Below are 17,725 nucleotides of genomic sequence, written 5' to 3'. Positions count from 1 at the left end.
AGGCGGTTTTTTATAGAGGCTATCGCGCGTCTGGCGGAGAGCCGGGCGGGGCGCCGTCTTTGGGGGGCGGTGGCATATGCTCAGGCATGGCGGCGAGCCGGCCTTGGAAGTCCTTGCAGACGCCTTTGAGTGCCTTGCCGTCAGGCAGGGTGAGCATGACTGGCGCGCCGACAGGCTTACCTTCGCACACTTCAAACGCCGCGGGCGGCGGCATACGGTCATGCTGGCCGAGGGGCGGCGGCTCCTGATCGGCCAGCGCAACGCTGCCAAACAGGCCCAACGCCAGTGCAGTTGTAGAAAGAAGGGGTGCTTGTTTCATACCCGGTCCTTGTCGTGTTGTTGAGCTATCTAAGCACAGCCCTCTTAGCTGTCGTGCCGGCTTTACCCAGGCGATACACAGCCGTATAGCAGGCGAAATGGCCGAAAGCCCACTGTAGAGCGGTTTGTACGCCTATTCAGAACAAAAGTAGCCGTGTGAGGCAGATCGCTTTTGTATCAGCGCCTTTACATGGCTTTTACCTACTCGAAACCTTAAATGGCGAGGGCCTCTGCTAGCCTTTTAGCCTTATCAGCCATGCGTATCTGCGGGTGGCTTGGCGCAGAATTCAGGCGGTACAAACAGGTATGTTGCAGCGGTATCTATGGAAGCTTATTCCCAAGGCTCAGCGAAGCTTTCTATTGGGCCGCCTTTCGGTGATCGATCGGCAGGTGGTGAACAAGGTAATGTCGGGGAAGGTAGTCTTTCCCAAACCATTTGCCGACCGAGGCTGCCTGTTCATCCATGTGCCCAAGTGCGCCGGAAGCAGCCTGTGCAAGGCCTTGTTCGATGGCTGGCGACCGGGGCATCTGCCGCTGTATTGGTATGAGCAGCAGTTTCCCGAGGCCTTCGAGCAGAGTTTCAAATTTACCTTTGTGCGCCATCCGCTGGAGCGGGCGTATTCGGCATTTGCCTTTTTAAGGGGAAATGAGCCCATCGCGCGCGATCTTTCTGCATGGCGGTTGATGTCGCGTTATGACAATTTCAATACGTTCGTCGCACAGTGGCTGCATGAGGACAACATCCGACGGCAGATTCACTTCGCGCCGCAGACCGACTTTCTGACAGATTCCCTGGGGCGACTGGCAATGGATTTCATTGGGCGCCAGGAGTCGCTTGAGGAAGATTTCGCTCGACTGACGGATATCTTGGACCTGTCGGCGACGCTGCCACATATCAATCCGTCGCGGCAGCGGGAGGCGGGGCCTGCACATGCCTTTTGTACGGCGCGCACACGGCGGCTGATTCGCCGGGTGTATGCACGTGACTTCGAATTATTAGGTTATGCGTGAGGACACTGATGGGAAGCTGTATCCGGCCTTATGATCTGACCCTGCCCGCCTCGGCGCGTGCACAGGCGTTGGGGCAAAAGCCTTGTTGCCTGTGGCTGACCGGGCTTTCCGGTGCGGGCAAGTCTACCCTGGCGAACAGTCTTGATTTGGCACTGCACCAGCGCGGGCTGCATGCCTACGTGCTGGACGGCGATAACCTGCGCAATGGGCTATGCCGTGACCTGGGGATGTCGGCGGCGGAGCGGAGCGAAAATATCCGGCGAATAGCCGAGGTGGCGAAGCTGATGGTAGAGGCGGGATTGGTGGTGATCGTCTCGGCGATTTCACCGTTCCAGGCCGATCGTGATGCCGCGCGGGCCTTGTTCGAGCCGGGCCAGTTTCGTTGCGTGTACGTCAGCACATCATTTGAGGAGTGTGCACGGCGTGATCCCAAGGGGCTGTACCGCGCCGCGCGGGAGGGAAGAATCCACAATTTTACCGGGTTCGATAGTCCCTACGAGCCACCTTATGATGCTGATTGCGAAATCGACACAGCGCGCCTGTCTATTCCCGAGGCAACGCAGGCATTGATCGGATTTCTGACGCCGGAGGCCTGAGCTGAACGGGTAAGTAAGACAGCCGAAAGGGTTGAGCGGAGGATGCGTTTCCGAAGTACTTAGAGGTAAGCGGATGGGTAGGGGCACGCAATACCCATCCACTGTCCGCCCTGTTACTGACTTCTGTCGTTCCGGTAGCATGCCTGCTTTTTCCAGGCAGAGCGGACGATGGAACAGCGCGGGACGTTGAAGAGCTGGAATGACGAAAAGGGCTTTGGGTTCATCCGGCCGGAGCAGGGCGGGGATGAGGTGTTCGCTCATATTTCAGCGGTACGGGGTGATCGGCGGCCGGTAGCCGGTGACGAGGTCCTGTATGTCGCGGGGCCTGACGGCAAAGGGCGTCTGCGGGCGGAGCATATTCGTCTGAATGCAGGCATGACGCTGGACAAACCGTCCATCCGTCAACGATCCACGCCTGCCAGAACGGCTTCCCGGCCTGCTCAGGCACCACGTCCACGTCAACAGCGCCATGACGGTGTCCAGGACCTGCCGGTCAAGCTCGCCCTCTTCGCGGTACTTTGCGTGTTGCCTGTTTGGGGAAGTTTGCATGTTCTGTCTACACGATACAGCCTCTTCCCGCTGGCCCTGTATGGCAGCGCAAGCCTGATGGCCTTCCTGTTCTATTGGCATGACAAGCAGAGCGCACTGAAGGCGCAGCGGCGTATCCCTGAGAAAACCCTGCACATGCTTGAGCTGGCCGGCGGTTGGCCGGGTGGTCTTGTGGCGCAACAGGTCTTTCGCCACAAGACCCGCAAGGTGAGCTATCAGGCCGTCTTCTGGATCATCGTGCTGCTGCATCAGGCGTTGTGGGCAGATGAGCTATTTTTCCACCGCTTGCATCTGTTTGACCGCGTGCCTCTCTTCTTTTAAACGAAATGAAACAGCCCGGCATAAAAGCCGGGCTGCAAGAGTGGGCACAGTAAGCGATCAGCTCATGCCCAGCCAGTTGGGCAACGCCAGCGAGATCGCCGGGATGTAGGTGATGATCAGAAGGAAGCTGATCAGCAGCATCAGCCACGGCATGGCCGCGCGGATGACGTTGGCCAGCGGCATGCCTGTCACGGCGGATGTTACGAACAGGTTCAACCCTACCGGCGGTGTGATCAGGCCGATCTCCATGTTTACGACCATGATGATGCCCAAGTGGATCGGATCTATCCCCAACTGCATGGCAATGGGGAACAAGATCGGCGCCAGGATCAGGATGATGGCCGACGGCTCCATGAACGCACCGGCAACCAGCAGCAGGATATTGACCACCAGCAGGAACTGCCAGGGTTGCAGGCCCATTTCAACCACCCAGGCGGTGATCTGCTGAGGAATCTGCTCTGTGGTCAATACATGGGCGAACAGCATGGCGTTGGCAATGATGAACATCAGCATGATGCTCAGCTTGCCGGACTCCAGCAGCACCTTTGGGCAGTCGCGGAAGGTCATGTCCTTGTACACGAACAGGGCCACGAATCCGGCATAGACCGCCGCGACGGCCGCGGCCTCAGTCGGGGTGAACATACCCGAATAGATCCCGCCGAGGATGATCACCATCAGCAGCAAGCCCCAGATCGCCTTGCGCGCCGTGGTAAGAAGCTCACGCAGCGACGCACGAGGCAAGGCGGGCAGGTTCATCTTTCGGGCGACGATATAGATCGCCACCATCAACACCACGCCCAGCAGCAGACCGGGGATCACGCCGGCCATGAACAGTTTGCCCACCGACTGCTCGGTAGCCGCCGCATAGACCACCATCACAATGGACGGTGGAATCAGAATGCCCAGGGTGCCCGCATTACAAACGATTCCCGCACCAAAAGCCTGTGGGTAGCCGGAGCGGACCATGCCGGCAATGGCAATGGAACCTACCGCCGCCACCGTGGCCGGAGACGAGCCGGACAGGGCCGCAAACAGCATGCACGCCAGTACGGCCGAGATGGCCAGACCGCCGCGGATGTGGCCTACGCAGGCGTTAGCGAAATCGATCAGCCGCTTTGCCACACCGCCCGTTGTCATGAACGCGCCAGACAGCAGGAAGAACGGAATCGCCAGCAGGGTGTAATGCTCGGACGTCTCGAACAGCTTGATCGCCAGTGAACGAACCGAGTCAGGGCTGAACAGCATGATGGTGACCGAGCCGGCCAGACCCAGCGACACGGCAATCGGAACGCCGATAAACATCAGTGCAAACAGCACGACGAAGAGAAAGATGACGGTCATGGTTTCTCTCCCTCATGCTCTTTGAGTTTCAAGGCATCGGCGGCCTCGTCGGCCAGCCCAAGGCCGGTCTGCTGGTTGCGTATGATCCTGACCAGAATTTCCAGGAAGCGAATGAATACCATGGCATAGCCGAACGGCACGATCAGGGTGATATGCCATTGTTTGATCCCGAAATGGCCCAAGTCCTCTGCGCCAATGCTGGCGCCTAGCAGAGTCTGGACCCAATCGAAGCTGGCAACGGCGATGAGGCCCGCATAACCCAGGCAGCACAGACAGGCGATCAGGCCAATGATGCGCTGAACCGGCTTGCTGGCCAGCTTGACCAGTGCGTCGACACCAATATGGCCTGCCGTGCGCACGCCATAGGCCAGACCGAAAAAGATCAGCCAGGCGAACAGGGCTTTGGTCAGGGCGCTGCTCCAGGTCATGGACTGCGCCATGTCGAGGATTTTGTCACCAATGGCCAGCACCGTTTCGTTGCCGCCCAGGTAATCGCCCAGGGTATAGAAAGGCGTATAGAAGTTATTGAGGATTACGTAGGTAAAGGTCACAAGCGTCATGGCCGCCAGGAGAAAGGCAATGAAACCTTCCTCGAAGTGGTCCCAGATACGTCGTAGGGCGCTCATCGATTGATCTCCCGCCAAGCAGGGCAGACGTGAGACGGGCCAGCCGAGGGCCGCCCATCTGTCACTGCGCAGGCGGCACTGGGCTCGCCTGCGCTACAGGGGTGTGCTTAGATCTGGTTGGACGCGTCAGCGGCCTTGATCAAGTCAGCACCGATCTCGCCTTCGAACTTCTGCCAAACCGGCTTCATGGCATCGCGCCACTTGGCCCGCTCTTCAGGCGTCAGGGTGATGATCTCGGTGGTCTTGGCATCCAGAATGCGCTGCTTGTCGCCCTGGTTCAGGGCATCAGCCTGCTTGTTCACTTCAGCCGTGACTTCCACAACGATCTTGTCCAGCTCGCTGCGCACATCGGCAGGCAGGCCATTCCAGAACTTGGTATTGGTGATCAGCATGTAGTCCAGAAGACCGTGGTTGGACTCGGTGATGTACTTCTGCACTTCATACATCTTCTGGCTGTAGATGTTGGAGTAAGGGTTTTCAGCACCATTGACCACACCGGTCTGCAGGCCCTGATACACCTCGGCAAAGCTCATCTTGCGCGGGTTAGCGCGCACTGCCTTGAACTGCTCTTCAAGCACGGCAGACGCCTGGACACGGAACTTCAATCCACGGGCATCCTTGGGTTCGCGTAAAGGCTTGTTGGCAGACAGCTGCTTCAGCCCGTTATGCCAGTACCCCAGCCCGGTGATGTTCTTGTCTTCCATGGACTTGAGTAGGTTCTGCCCCGCGGGGCTCTGCTGGAAGCGGTCCACGGCGGCCATGTCATTGAACAGGAAGGGCAGGTCAAATACCTGTATCTGCTTGGTGTAATGCTCGAACTTGGCCAGTGACGGCGCAATGATCTGCACATCACCCAGCAACAGCGCTTCCATTTCCTTGCCATCGCCGAACAGAGACGAGTTCGGGTAGACCTCGACCTTGACCTTGCCGGGCAGCCGCTCTTCCGCCAGCTTCTTGAACAGAATAGCGCCTTGCCCTTTGGGTGTGTGCTCGGCTACGACATGGGAGAACTTGATTACGATGGGATCTGCCGCGTGGGCCAGTCCAGCAGCACCAAGCGCGAGGGCGCAGGCCAACGCCTTGAGGGTCATCTTGAACATACCTGTGTTCCTTTCTTGTGATTATTGGTGAGGCAGTGAGGGCAGCATGTATATCAGAATTCGTTAATCATTAACGACCTTAGACAGCACATGCAGAGTTCGCCTCTACAAATCATAGGGCAAGCAATATGCCGAGAAACGGTAGGGATCGCTGGTGTGCAATACCATGTCACAATGATTTCAAGACAGGCGCTCTAGAGCACCGCCTGGAAGTCTCTTGGGTACCATCGGTCTAGCCCTCTTAACGAGGCGGCAGAGCTTTTGCTAAACGTTGGCGGTAATCCGCCACTAATGTCGCTGGTTGGCGGTTTTTCGCTACTGCTGGACTGCCTAATTGCGACAGATTTTGCTCAGTTGTGTCGTAATTGACATTTTTTGCTAATTGTTTGAGTTGAAAACCGTGCGTCGATTAAACGCAGCATTTGCGAATCAGCACTTTTAAGGACCGATCTTTATTTCCTAGGGGTATCGCACAGCATTAGGTGAGCGCATCGTTTTTACTGTCCGGCTGAACTGGCCTACCTTGCGCGGGACTAAGCGTCCGGGCAGTAATTGACGAAAGCCGATGATCTCTGTGTTTCCCCGTTTTTTTCCGCTCGCTGCGCTGATCCGACGCGTACGGCTGTACCGTCCTTGCTACACAATGCTGCTGGTGGTTTCCCTGCTCTTCACGCTGGGGGGCTGCGGGCAGCTCAGCCATTCCGACATCATGAATAAGGATGATTCGGCTGATGCCGGCGAGTTCTTCCAGACCAATGTAGATCGTATGGCCACTCTGGCGATGCGTGACAACCTCAACAGCCTCTATCGACTGCTGGATAAGCTGTACCGCCGCAATCCGGCCGAGTGGCGCAAGACGGGTCAGCCAACGATCGAGGCGGCAGAAAAGTTCATCCAGACGGCTATCGAGCAGAACCGTGACCTGCCTTCGCTCAATGGCCTGAGGGATATTCAGGCGCTCAGCTATGCCTTGAGTCCCGAGTTTCAGGGTGACCGGGCCGGTGCGTTCATCTATGCCATCGGCACTATGCTGATTACCGCCCACGGCGGTCGGATGGAGTTCTATATCACCGATACGATCAGCGCCGAGTTTATCAACAATGCTGCCCGCAATATCGAAAAGGCAACCTGGATGCTGGGGCAACGCAAGGACTTGCAGGGTAAGCGTTTACTGCTGGCCAATCAGTTGTCCAAGGATGGACGCAACCTGAGCTTTGCGGTGGAGTTTGGCAAGATTGTGGCGCGGCTCGATCTTATCAGCGAGGTGCTGGACGAGCGTTATCGGCGCTTGGGGGTGAGCTACGCACAAAGCCTGCTATTCATGAACTTCCTGCCGGTTCAGTAATGCAGCGTGGCTTGGCCTGATGTGCCCTGTCTATTTACAGGGCACGCTAACCAAGGGCGTCAGGATCAGCGAGGCATCAGACCTTTCTCACGAATTCCGACTTGAGCTTCATCGCGCCAATGCCGTCGATCTTGCAGTCGATATCGTGATCGCCTTCAACCAGACGAATATTCTTGACCTTGGTACCGACCTTCACGACCAGGGATGAGCCTTTCACTTTCAAGTCTTTGATGACCGTAACGGTATCGCCGTCCTGCAGCGTATTGCCCACTGAATCCTTGATGACCTTACCGCCCTCGGAGGCTGCCGCAGTTTCGGTGGCAGACCACTCGTGTCCGCACTCTGGGCAAACGAGCTGGGTGCCGTCTTCGTAGGTGAATTCGGAGTTGCATTGAGGGCAGGGCGGCAATGTGCTCACTGGACTTCCTTGGTGGGCGATAAAAACCTGACATTATATAGGGTTTTAGCGGTTTCCGCTGGCGCTGAACGTTAGCGGAGCGCTATAGGTAAAGCTTCTTGGGAGGCCGCCAGCGCAACATAGAGCTGTTCGATATCTGCTCGTGTATAAGGTGCATTTGGCGGGATCGGGGCTATCCAGCCTCGCGCTGAATAATTGAGTACCTTTTTCAGCTCGCCAGCCAGTTTTTGCTTAAAAAGAGGGTTACGCTGAAAATCTTCCAGCGCTTCTTCGAATAGATTGACGGTAAAACCGTAGCACTCATGGCCGTTGCGGTAACGCTCGAAGGTAAGTCGACATCGGAGGCTTGCGTAGTTCTTGCAAACATAGCCTACGCGTTGTTTGCCAGGGAGGTTATTTACAAGCGCCAATGAGTACCTGACATTTTCTTCTGTGTGACGCGCCTGCTGTTCTAGTACGAAACGCTCAGCAGGGGCACCGCGCTTGATGCAGGCATGGGCCAAGGCCTCGGCTTCGCCCTGATAACCACTCGGAATGATGACGCTGGGTTTGGTTATCTGGATGATGATGTTCGCTGCCTGTGCAATCTCATCGATATGGTGCGGGCTGCCCATGATGATCAGTGCATCGACGGGCACCAGTACGTCTGCGCCAAAGAGCTGTGTGACGAGTGCGGTAACGCTATCTGAGTGCATGGCTCGTCGCTCTAAGGTCGGTAAGCGTGCGCCAGGCAAGCACGCGAGTATGAAGGAAACTGTCTTTGACAGTTTCCTTCCAGAGCGGTCAGCTTATTTCATTAGCGCACGGGTGCGCTCGGCTGCCTTGGTAAAGCCTTTGAGTGACAGCGGGCCGTGGGCCTCGCCGCCGGTGGCGATGGCCGCCGTTACATTAAGCGCCTTGCCCTTGCGCAGGGCCTTGAGCTGGTTGTTGTCAAAGTCCAGTGGGGCGATGCAGCCTACTGGCAGACAGGTATGGAAATCCACCGTGCGGGTGTCCTGGTCGTCTACCTGCAAGCGCACGCCTTTGGTTACGGCAACGCCAAAGGGCAACACCATGAAGCCGCCCAGACCATCCTTTTCGGGACGCAGCTCGATGGCCAGCATGCGCTGCCCATCCTTGTTGTTGATAACCTGAGACATGGCGCAAACCTTGCCTTCTTCAGGAACGTTCCGGCAGATCACCGACCAGTCACCGTAGGTCTCTGTCGCGGTAGGCTTGCCCTGTGCATCGCCAGGCGCGGTTTGTGCCTGTACCGTAGTGGACAGGCCGGCTCCCGTCAGCAGCATGGTCGAAAAGGCCAGCGCCGGGAGAAAGCCGTTCTGTTTCATGTTTCTTCCTTGCAGTTGTGAAGAGTGATGACGTACAGCATAGGTCATTTGGCCCGATTGATGCTGCCCTTATGACGACACAGCAAGATCAGAATGCCGTCACGGCAGGCTGATGGCGAGGCTACATAATGCCTCATGGCCTCCTCTAGAGGTGGCCGCTTCCTTATCAGATGTGATTGCGAGACCTCCAATGCCCCTCTACCGTGAAGCGACACCCGATGACATCGCTGATATTTCCAGGCTGGGGCAGCTGCTCAATGACATGCACCACCAGGCTTGGCCGCAGATCTTTGCATCGGCCGAAGACGTGCGACGTGACGAGGCGAATTGGCGGCGCGCGATTGGGGCGGCGAATGCCACAACCTTTGTGGCGCAAGAGGACAGTGAACTGATCGGGTTCATCAGCGTTTACCTCATCAGTGAAACGCATTCCTTTTTCAATCCGATGCGTTATGCCCACGTAGGCTCGATCTGTGTGGACGAAACGCGCCGGGGAGAGGGCGTTGGCCGTACGTTGATGGTTCTAGCCGAGCAATGGGCCCAGGAGAAAGGTGCAGTGGATATGCGCCTCACCGTGTGGGCCTTCAATGAGGACGCGCAGCGGCTGTATGAGGAGCTGGGCTACGGGATACGGTCGGTTTCGATGGGAAAGCAGCTGTCGTCACGTTAAACGGCTATGGTCTGTAACTGCTAAATTATCCATAAAGTCTTAAGGAGGTGCCGATGCGTTGTTGCATTGCTAGGTTGCTAGGTCTTGTCCTTTCAATCGGTATTACCACTACGGCGTCTGCGGAGACGCTGGTGACCATACTAGGCAAGACTTTCGGTTCGCTTGATTGCCTCTCTGTGCAGGACCCAGATAAGAAATTGGCATGCAATGCGGGTGGGCTGTCCAATGGCAAAGGCTGCAAAAGCCTGTCCAATTCAGCGCTACGGGAGCAATGCCTCGACCAGAAGTTTATTCCTCAAGGCTATGTTTCAAGCAAACCCAAGCCTGCTATGTCGCTGGATAATGCCTCTCTGCACGAGACCGTTAATGAGCAGATAACTCAACCCGTTTCATCTAGCAAGGCCATAAAGGCCATCCCTTTGATGGATGATGACTCTGCATTGAGTGAAGTGGAGCGCACCTTGAATCTGCACACGCTCCGGTAGTCTGGCATTTTGAAATCAGGCGAACCCTCCTGCGAGGCTCCTGTCAGGACTATAGATACCTTTCTGACAGGAGATGAACATGGCGAAGCTACCTCTCAAGCCTCTCAGCCAACAGGTGATAGTGATTACCGGGGCGTCCAGCGGCATTGGGCTGGTCACAGCCCGCATGGCTGGGCGTGCTGGTGCCAAGGTCGTTGTGGCGGCGCGGAATGAAGAGGCGCTCCAGCAATTGTGCGCCGAGATTCAGCAGCAGGGCGGTCAGGCGGCCTATGTGGTGGCGGATGTTGGCAAGGAAGAGGATGTTTCCCGCATTGCTGAGCAGGCTATCGAGACGTTTGGCGATATCGATACCTGGGTCAATAACGCTGGCGTTTCCATTTTTGGCGATTGCCTGGAAGTGACCATCGAAGACATGAAGCGCATGTTCGACACTAATTTCTGGGGTGTCGTCTACGGTTCGCGTCTGGCGGCCAGTTATTTCATCAAGCGCGGCGGCCCGGGTGCGATCATCAATGTGGGCAGCTTTTTCGGTGACCGGGCAACGCCGGTCCAGTCGACCTATTCGACCAGCAAGCATGCCCTGCACGGTTGGACCGATGCCCTGCGCATGGAGCTGGAACACAAGCAGTACCCCATCTCGGTCACGCTGGTGCATCCGGCGCGAATCGATACGCCCTATAACGAGCACGCCCGTAGCTATATGCCCAACCAGCCGGCACACCGGGGCATGATCTATCCCCCGGAGGCGGTGGCCGAGGCTATTTTGTTCGCTGCGGAAAATCCCAAGCGGGACATGTTCGTGGGCAGCGAGGCCAAGGTCCTGGCATGGCTGTCGGCGCTGTCGCCACGGCTGACCGATAAGCTGATGAATAAGATCATGTACCACTCCCAGTATGCCGATCGCCCCTCTCGCAGCCGGGAGGACAATGCCTTGTACGAGCCGGGTTACGGGTTGCATGAGCGTGGTACGCATCAGGGCTGCTCCTACCGTTCACGCAGCTATTACGTGAAAATGTCTAAACACCCGGTGGCGTCATCAGTGGCGATTGCAGGATTGGGACTGATGGCGCTGAGGCTGATGAAGCGCTCGTAAAACTTTCCGGCAGAGGTTCAAGGCTTCTGCCGGGTATTAAGCACCAACGCGATACCGCCCAGCACAGCCAGGGCGGTGAGCAACAGGCGTAACGTCAGGGCTTCGCCCAACAGCAGCGCGCCAGCCAGGGCCGTCAGTACCGGTACGCTGAGCTGTACCGTAGCGGCTTGCAATGAGCCCAGCCCTCGCAGGGCGGTATACCAGAGCGCATATCCCAGTCCCGAGGTAACGGCACCCGAGAGTATGGCGTAGAGCACTCCCATCAGATCCGAATGGCTATAGGCAATCGAGGCCAGGCTGATGAGCAGTGCTGGAACAGACGCCAGCAGAAAGTTGCCTGCAGTGGCGGCCAGCGGGCTGGTAACCCCTCGGCCCTTGAGAGAGTAGAGCCCCCAGGCTACGCCGGATGCCAGCATCAACAGCGCACCCGTCAACGAAGGCGCGGTCGCACCGGGCAGGAGCAGGACGACTAGTCCACCCAACGCAAGAAGCAGCCCTGCCGTCGCCCAACGGTTCAGCCGCTCACCGCGTAGCAGCCCGTGGCTGATCATGGTGACCTGCACTGCCCCAAAGAGCAGCAGTGCACCCGTACCTGCTTCCAGGTGCGTATAGGCAAAGGAAAAGGCCGCCGCGTAGATAAAGAGATAGATTGCCGAAGGCCAGTTGCCGGCCGGTTTGCCGTTCTGCTGGCGTAGTAGAAGCCACAGCACGAGTGCGCCTGAAAAAATGCGTAGCGTTGTAAAACTGGTCGGGTCGATTTCAGCGTGCTTGAGCGCCAGACGGCAAAGCAGGGAGTTGCCCGCAAAGGCCAGCATGGCCAGCGCGGTGAAAGACAGTGTGCGTATTGTTGTAGGCATGCGTGTTCTGCATCAGAAGACGTGCCCAGAGTGTAGGCTGAATTGGCAGGTGTGAAAGCGGATTGTGCGATTAAGGTTTGAGCAGTAGCGGAGCAGCCTGGGCTGCCCCGCCTCAGCATCAGGCCTGTGTCGCCTTCAGTGTCGCCATGTCGATGACGAAGCGGTATTTCACGTCGCCCTTGATCATGCGTTCGTAGGCGTCGTTGATGTTGCGGATATCCAGTATCTCGATATCGCAAGTAATGCCATGCTCGGCGCAGAAATCCAGCACTTCCTGGGTTTCCGCCATTCCGCCGATGAGCGAGCCGGCAATGATACGACGCTTCATGACAAGGTTGCCTGCATGAACGGCGGGCTCGATGGGCTCGATCAGGCCGACCAGGATATGCACACCGTCAAAGCGCAGGGTTTCGAGGTAGGGGTTCAGGTCATGCTGCACCGGAATGGTGTCGAGCAGGAAGTCGAAACGACCGGCTGCGGCCTTCATCTGGGCCTCGTCGGTAGAAACGATTACATGGTCCGCACCCTGACGCTTGGCCTCATCCACCTTGGATAGCGAACGGGTAAACACGGTGACTTCCGCGCCCATGGCCTTGGCGAACTTGATGCCCATGTGGCCCAGGCCACCCATGCCCAGCACGCCTACCTTGTCGCCTGCCTTTACACCGTAGTGCTTGAGCGGCGAATAGGTGGTGATACCGGCGCACAGGATGGGTGCTGCGGAAGCCAGATCCAGCTTTTCAGGAATGCTGACAACGAAGCGATCGCTGACCACGATGCTGTCGGAGTAGCCACCCATGGTGTTGCTGCCATCCACGCGATCCGGGGAGGCGTAGGTCATGGTGGGGCCTTCCAGGCAGTACTGCTCAAGATCCTTCTGGCACGCTTCGCAATGACGGCAGGAGTCCACCATACAGCCTACGCCAACCAGATCGCCCACCTTGTAGCGGCTGACATCGGCACCTACCGCGGTCACTCTGCCTACGATTTCGTGGCCAGGCATCAGCGGATAAACAGCAATACCCCACTCGTTACGGGCCTGGTGAATATCTGAGTGGCACACGCCGCAGTACAGGATTTCGATAGCCACATCGTCTTTACGTGGCGAGCGGCGCACAAAGGAATGGGGAACGAGAGGCGTCGTGGGCGACAGGGCGGCATAGCCGAATGCGTTAGTCATGCAAAACCTCACAATACAAAGGACAACGTTTGGAGTCCGGCTGCCGCTTCGCCAATGCAAGAGCACACTGCCGTAGGGCGATGACGGAGCCGCAGCAGACTCATCGAAAAAGGGATAAGCCTATTGTGAGGAAGTGTGGAGAACAGGTCATGACGATTCCTCCTGACGTTATGCCTATTCCTCCAGCATTTGATAGTTATAGGCTTATTATTTCCTTGTTTTTGCGATTATGGCTGTGCCTGTTTCTCCTACTGGTGCCGTTTCCATGCAGTTGACCCGCCATCTTGATGCCAATGCCACCTTGGTTTCCCTGATTCAGCCACTTGCCACGCGCGAAGGGTTTTTACCAACGTCCATGGAGCAGGTCCGAATCGTGACGGCGTGCAGCAATGTGTCGCGATCGCCTCAGATCTACGAGCCCAGCCTGATGGTGGTGGCGCAAGGCAGCAAGCTGGCCTATCTCGGCGAGCGAACCCTGGAGTACGGTGCAGGCCATTACCTCGTCCAGGCGCTGCCCGTGCCGTTCGAGTGTGAGACGTTCGCAACACCTGAGGCTCCCTTATTGGGAGTGTCCATTGGCATTGACCGAAGCGTATTGGGGGAGCTGGTGCTGGCGATGGGACCGGAAGAGGTTCAGCCGGCCCGTGTGCAGACGCCAGAGTCCATGGTGTCTTCCCCACTCGACACCGCCATGCGGGAGGCGGTGGAGCGGCTGCTGCGGTGCCTTCACGATCCGCTGGAATGCCGGATCTTGGGCGCGATGCGCCTGCGCGAGGTCTTGTTCGTGGCGCTGCGAGGGCCGCAGGGCGGGGCACTGAAAGCACTGGTCGAGCAGCGGGGGCAGTTTGCCCGGATCGCGGCCTCGTTGACGTATCTGCATCACCACTACGCCGAGCCGCTGAACGTCGATCAGCTGGCCCGCTGCGCCAACATGAGCACGTCGGCGTTTCATGAGCACTTCAAACGCAGCACCCTGGTGTCACCTGTGCAGTACTTGAAGCGGCTGCGGCTTATCAAGGCACAGCAACTGCTCGTGGCCCAGCGGCTTAATGTGGCCCAAGTAGCACTTCAGGTTGGCTATCAGAGCGCATCCCAGTTCAGCCGCGAGTACAAACGTTACTTTGACCACAGTCCGGCGGCCGAGCGCCATGAGCATCCATCTGCCTAGGCCGCCTCGTAAGGCCTGTCAGCTGACGGGGCGGCGAGCGGTAAACAACGCCACCTTGCCTTCTACAGTGATATCCACCTGCTCGAAATGAGCGCTTAAAGCGCTTTTCAATCCTGGCACGTCGTCATGACGGTTGGAAAAGATGCCCTTGCGGTTATAGATATCCATCAGTGTGCGTCCGAACCCGTTATGCCCGGCTCGGTCGCCCAGGATGGTTGCTCCAAACAAGACGCCCTCAGGCTTCAGGTGTGGCTTCAGGTTGGCGAAAACGCGCGCCTTGTCAGTCAGGGTGCCTGGAAGGCAATGCAATAAATAGAAAAGCGAAATGGAATCGAACCGAGCCGGATTAGGCCAGGGCTGCATGACGTCGTGCCGCACGATTTGTGTCGCCGCGCGGTCCACCCTGCGCTTGGCAGCGGTAAGGCTGCTGGTATTGAGGTCCATCAGCGTGATATCAGCGGTGTTTGGCAGATCTGCCTTTGCCAGATAAAAGCCGGTCCCCACGCCAACGTCCAGATGCTGCGTACCGACATGGCGATTGAAAAACGGTAATAAGACGCTCCGTGTGCTGCATTGCCAGGCAAAGCGGTTGGAAATCCCCAGCACCCAGACGTCATACAGGGCCAGGGTCAAGGGAGAATAGACTGCAGCGCCAGACTCTGTATCGATGTTCATCGGTACGGCTCGCCTTGAAGGAGAGCCTGAGCCTAGCCGCGGTCTGGCAGAACGACAACTCCAGGTGTTCAGCGACGGAACCTGGTTCCGTTTCGTTTGTGGCGAGGCCGGTCTGGTCTTGACCGACCCGTTTCCCAGCAAACCCTCCGGTGGAGTTATCTATACCTACCAGGTGCCGGCCCCTGTCGATTCAGGCAGCGTCAACTCGCCCTTGTCTTTGAACCGTACCGTTCCCAAAAGGCCCCCTGCCAGCTTGCCGTGGATGGTATAGGGCACGCTCTTGGTAGGAGTATGCTCGGCAAAGCCCCAGAACTGGCGTACGGCCGAGAAAGCCGAGACGGTAACCGGAATGGTCAGTACCGTCTCGCCATACCGGGGTACGCTGCCGCTCTGGCTGCTGACACCGCTGGCCAGCGGCTGGCCATTGATGTCCATGTCCAGCGCCAGGCCGTTGTAGTCGATAGCTGTATCGTTCGGGTTCTGTACACGCAGTTTCACATTGAAACGCATTTCCAACCCTTGCCCTGGCAGCGGCTCGATGCCTGCCACGGCAATTCGCAGCGGATCACGCTGGCCCAGGGTGCTACAGGCTGCAAGACCCAGTAGAAACAAGGCGCCGATCAACAGGCGAGCGCAAGTGCGGTAGGCAGATAACAACATGAAAAGGCTCCGGTCGGCGATATATCACGATACAGGTGGGACCGGTCATTGGTCTCTTCTACTCCTCGTCCACGGGGCGATATCGCAAAAGCGTGAACCAGCAAGCCTCGAGCCTTTGTGCAGACTCAAGGCGCGCTGCGCTAAAGGGCAGTCGGTAAAGCGCTCTGACGGGCACGAAGGTTTTGCGCCACGCAAGCACCGATTACGAGTATGACCAGAATGGCACCCAGGATGGCGGAGGAGCCGACCGTACCCAAATCCAGACCACCCTTGTCATGCGCCTTGGTCAGGAAGTCGCCCAGCGTGGCGCCAAACGGACGGGTGAGGATAAACGCCATCCAGAACAGTAGAACAGTCGAGAGGCGAGTGAAAAAGTGGGCCAGTACGATCACACCGATAATGCTGCCGATCAGCAGCGCGCCGCCCGCAAAACCCAGGCCCGAGTCGTCGGCCAGGTAATCACCCAGGGCGGTACCCAGCGTGTTAGAGAACAGAATCGTAACCCAGTAGAACAGCTCGGCCTTGAAGGTATGGATCTTGTCGACCGAGAACGATGTACCGCTCAGGCGCCACAGCACGAAAATTGCGATTAGGATCATGATCAGCACGGCCGAACCGGTGGCGTAGCCCAGCTCCAGGGTTCGATCCATGAAGTCGGACATGGTTGTGCCCGCCGTGCTGGTCGACAGGATCACCGCCCAGTACAGCGGGGGGATATAGCGTTTGACTGATAGCTGAGCAACTAAGGTGACCACAAACGCACTGATCAGAATCAGCGAGCTCAAGGCATAGCCTACATCCAGGGTCATTGACAGCAGGTCACCGGCCGTCTCGCCCAATGTCGTGGCGCAGATTTTCATGACCCAGAATGCAAGGGTAATCTGTGGAAGTTTGTTCATTGTTGTTCCCTGCTCAAGGGCTCGATGGGGGAGAGAAAGCTGAGCGCATGGATGGCACTTCACTGGCCCTAAGGTGCAGGGGAGCAGGTCAAAAATCGGTCAAAAGCACATCAACGATTCGTGTAACAGAATATTTCGATGTCAACTCAGTCGTATTCTGCCGGTTCATGCTCGCCGAGCAGACGTCGCTGTCGGGGCGTACAGGCATCCAGCACCGCCGGATTGAACTGCCAGGCGAGGTAAGGTGAGAACTTCTGAACCACCATGCGCCGACCATAATGAATCTGGAGAAGATAGCGGGTCCGGTCACGGGTGCGGTTGCGGCTGCCGGCATGCCACAGCTCGCTGCGCAGAAACAGCACGTCGCCCGGCTGGCAGAGCACCGGCTGCGCCTCCCGGCCTTGCCAGTTTGTCTCGCCTTCCAATGGTTTACGACCTGCGCGGTGGCTGCCTGGAATGACCAGCGTCGGGCACAGGTCCTCGGTGATCTCATCCAGATAGACCTGGGCGGTACAGATCTGCATGGGCAGTTCAAATGTCGGGTCTGCCAGCAGGGACCGGGGCAGTGTCATCGCCAGGTAGTCCACGTGCAGGTCTGCGCCGATAAAGCCAGGATGGCAGCGCCAGGCTGTCTGCCCAATGATATGGCAATCTTCGCCTAGGGACGCTTCGGCCAGTTCGATCACGCCGGGTAGATCCAGGTAAGGCAGCCATACGGGATCGCGATTGAAAACGCATTTGTAATGGTCAACGAGACCGGTGTAGTCCCAGTGGATGGGCTCCAGCTGATTGATGGCCGCGCGGACTTCGTCGACCAGAGCGGGACTCAGCACACCATGCAGCAAGACGAAACCCTGTTCGTGCATGGCCTGCAGGCGATGATCAGTAGCCGTATGGGCAGGAAGCGGACTCATGGCGATGTTTCATGGACGGTGCTTCATTAGAACCTGCCACGTGGCTCGGGTTGCACCTGAAGACAATGCTTCATGGTGTCGCAGGCCTGTTGAATAAGTCATATATGCGACATTTTTGTGACTGATTCCTCGCCAGAGCCAGGGAAACGTCGTTTATAGAGTTGAAAAGCC

Annotated in this window: 21 protein-coding genes; 8 read left to right on the top strand and 13 right to left on the bottom strand. The window is 57.5% G+C overall.

Annotated features, from left to right (window positions below; all coding sequences use genetic code 11):
- Nucleotides 1-19 precede the first annotated feature (19 nt).
- A complete protein-coding gene (locus QWJ10_RS07595) occupies nt 20-319 on the bottom strand; it encodes a hypothetical protein (protein ID WP_197872992.1) in 300 nt (99 codons plus the stop codon).
- 305 nt (nt 320-624) lie between these two features.
- Here QWJ10_RS07595 and QWJ10_RS07590 point away from each other — a divergent pair, with 305 nt between their 5' ends.
- The 3 genes from QWJ10_RS07590 (at nt 625) to QWJ10_RS07580 (ending at nt 2,795) form a co-directional block, all read left to right on the top strand.
- Nucleotides 625-1,329: a sulfotransferase family 2 domain-containing protein gene (locus QWJ10_RS07590; protein WP_122041024.1), complete on the top strand. Its 705-nt coding sequence runs from the start codon at nt 625-627 to the stop codon at nt 1,327-1,329.
- Nucleotides 1,330-1,337: 8 nt separating this feature from the next.
- Entirely contained in the window at nt 1,338-1,925 is a 588-nt protein-coding gene (cysC, locus tag QWJ10_RS07585; protein WP_289925232.1) for an adenylyl-sulfate kinase, read from the top strand.
- A gap of 168 nt (nt 1,926-2,093) precedes the next feature.
- The gene (locus tag QWJ10_RS07580) at nt 2,094-2,795 is read left to right on the top strand and encodes a DUF1294 domain-containing protein (protein WP_289925230.1); all 702 of its coding nucleotides are present in this window, start codon (nt 2,094-2,096) and stop codon (nt 2,793-2,795) included.
- A gap of 57 nt (nt 2,796-2,852) precedes the next feature.
- On the opposite strand, the gene dctM is transcribed toward QWJ10_RS07580, so the two are convergent.
- From dctM to dctP, 3 genes are all read right to left on the bottom strand, one after another.
- Complete coding sequence (gene dctM, locus QWJ10_RS07575) at nt 2,853-4,136, bottom strand: C4-dicarboxylate TRAP transporter large permease protein DctM (protein WP_122041021.1); 1,284 nt, start codon at nt 4,134-4,136, stop codon at nt 2,853-2,855.
- On the bottom strand, nt 4,133-4,762 hold the full coding sequence (locus QWJ10_RS07570) for a TRAP transporter small permease (protein WP_010796642.1): 630 nt from the start codon (nt 4,760-4,762) through the stop codon (nt 4,133-4,135). The genes dctM and QWJ10_RS07570 overlap by 4 nt, the downstream gene beginning before the upstream one ends.
- 107 nt (nt 4,763-4,869) lie before the next feature.
- A complete protein-coding gene (dctP, locus tag QWJ10_RS07565; protein WP_122041020.1) occupies nt 4,870-5,862 on the bottom strand; it encodes a C4-dicarboxylate TRAP substrate-binding protein DctP in 993 nt (330 codons plus the stop codon).
- A gap of 709 nt (nt 5,863-6,571) precedes the next feature.
- Here dctP and QWJ10_RS07560 point away from each other — a divergent pair.
- Nucleotides 6,572-7,207: a hypothetical protein gene (locus QWJ10_RS07560; protein WP_289925791.1), complete on the top strand. Its 636-nt coding sequence runs from the start codon at nt 6,572-6,574 to the stop codon at nt 7,205-7,207.
- 76 nt (nt 7,208-7,283) lie between these two features.
- On the opposite strand, the gene QWJ10_RS07555 is transcribed toward QWJ10_RS07560, so the two are convergent.
- The 3 genes from QWJ10_RS07555 to QWJ10_RS07545 all read right to left on the bottom strand — a co-directional run bounded on the left by QWJ10_RS07555 (nt 7,284) and on the right by QWJ10_RS07545 (nt 8,953).
- Nucleotides 7,284-7,625, bottom strand: a complete 342-nt coding sequence (locus QWJ10_RS07555; RefSeq protein ID WP_289925223.1) for a zinc ribbon domain-containing protein YjdM — start codon at nt 7,623-7,625, stop codon at nt 7,284-7,286.
- A 71-nt stretch (nt 7,626-7,696) separates the two neighbouring features.
- A complete protein-coding gene (locus QWJ10_RS07550; RefSeq protein ID WP_289925221.1) occupies nt 7,697-8,320 on the bottom strand; it encodes a YdcF family protein in 624 nt (207 codons plus the stop codon).
- A gap of 93 nt (nt 8,321-8,413) precedes the next feature.
- Entirely contained in the window at nt 8,414-8,953 is a 540-nt protein-coding gene (locus QWJ10_RS07545) for an invasion associated locus B family protein (protein WP_185749705.1), read from the bottom strand.
- A 190-nt stretch (nt 8,954-9,143) separates the two neighbouring features.
- Here QWJ10_RS07545 and QWJ10_RS07540 point away from each other — a divergent pair, with 190 nt between their 5' ends.
- From QWJ10_RS07540 to QWJ10_RS07530, 3 genes are all read left to right on the top strand, one after another.
- The gene (locus QWJ10_RS07540; protein ID WP_167517258.1) at nt 9,144-9,623 is read left to right on the top strand and encodes a GNAT family N-acetyltransferase; all 480 of its coding nucleotides are present in this window, start codon (nt 9,144-9,146) and stop codon (nt 9,621-9,623) included.
- 53 nt (nt 9,624-9,676) lie between these two features.
- Entirely contained in the window at nt 9,677-10,108 is a 432-nt protein-coding gene (locus tag QWJ10_RS07535; protein ID WP_197873000.1) for a hypothetical protein, read from the top strand.
- Nucleotides 10,109-10,187: 79 nt separating this feature from the next.
- Nucleotides 10,188-11,201 carry an SDR family oxidoreductase gene (locus QWJ10_RS07530; protein WP_289925215.1) on the top strand — a complete coding sequence of 338 codons (1,014 nt, stop codon included), beginning with the start codon at nt 10,188-10,190 and terminating at the stop codon, nt 11,199-11,201.
- A 17-nt stretch (nt 11,202-11,218) separates the two neighbouring features.
- Here the strand turns inward: QWJ10_RS07530 and QWJ10_RS07525 are convergent, their stop codons facing one another.
- Together QWJ10_RS07525 and QWJ10_RS07520 are read right to left on the bottom strand one after the other, a co-directional pair.
- On the bottom strand, nt 11,219-12,058 hold the full coding sequence (locus QWJ10_RS07525) for a DMT family transporter (protein WP_289925213.1): 840 nt from the start codon (nt 12,056-12,058) through the stop codon (nt 11,219-11,221).
- Between the two features lie 118 nt (nt 12,059-12,176).
- Nucleotides 12,177-13,238 carry an NAD(P)-dependent alcohol dehydrogenase gene (locus tag QWJ10_RS07520; RefSeq protein ID WP_289925211.1) on the bottom strand — a complete coding sequence of 354 codons (1,062 nt, stop codon included), beginning with the start codon at nt 13,236-13,238 and terminating at the stop codon, nt 12,177-12,179.
- Between the two features lie 265 nt (nt 13,239-13,503).
- Here QWJ10_RS07520 and QWJ10_RS07515 point away from each other — a divergent pair, with 265 nt between their 5' ends.
- Nucleotides 13,504-14,406 (top strand): AraC family transcriptional regulator, encoded by a 903-nt coding sequence (locus tag QWJ10_RS07515; RefSeq protein ID WP_289925209.1) that lies wholly within the window; start codon nt 13,504-13,506, stop codon nt 14,404-14,406.
- 18 nt (nt 14,407-14,424) lie between these two features.
- Here the strand turns inward: QWJ10_RS07515 and QWJ10_RS07510 are convergent, their stop codons facing one another.
- The 4 genes from QWJ10_RS07510 to QWJ10_RS07495 form a co-directional block, all read right to left on the bottom strand.
- On the bottom strand, nt 14,425-15,081 hold the full coding sequence (locus QWJ10_RS07510) for a class I SAM-dependent methyltransferase (protein WP_289925207.1): 657 nt from the start codon (nt 15,079-15,081) through the stop codon (nt 14,425-14,427).
- A gap of 165 nt (nt 15,082-15,246) precedes the next feature.
- Nucleotides 15,247-15,741 carry an LEA type 2 family protein gene (locus tag QWJ10_RS07505; protein ID WP_289925205.1) on the bottom strand — a complete coding sequence of 165 codons (495 nt, stop codon included), beginning with the start codon at nt 15,739-15,741 and terminating at the stop codon, nt 15,247-15,249.
- 140 nt (nt 15,742-15,881) lie between these two features.
- Nucleotides 15,882-16,640, bottom strand: coding sequence for a hypothetical protein (locus tag QWJ10_RS07500; RefSeq protein WP_289925203.1), 759 nt, complete (start codon nt 16,638-16,640; stop codon nt 15,882-15,884).
- A 146-nt stretch (nt 16,641-16,786) separates the two neighbouring features.
- Nucleotides 16,787-17,554 carry a phytanoyl-CoA dioxygenase family protein gene (locus tag QWJ10_RS07495; RefSeq protein WP_289925201.1) on the bottom strand — a complete coding sequence of 256 codons (768 nt, stop codon included), beginning with the start codon at nt 17,552-17,554 and terminating at the stop codon, nt 16,787-16,789.
- Nucleotides 17,555-17,725 lie beyond the last annotated feature (171 nt).

The organism is Pseudomonas sp. WAC2 (assembly GCF_030403525.1).
GTDB lineage: Bacteria > Pseudomonadota > Gammaproteobacteria > Pseudomonadales > Pseudomonadaceae > Chryseomonas > Chryseomonas luteola.
This window is presented reverse-complemented; position numbering and strand designations above follow the sequence as displayed.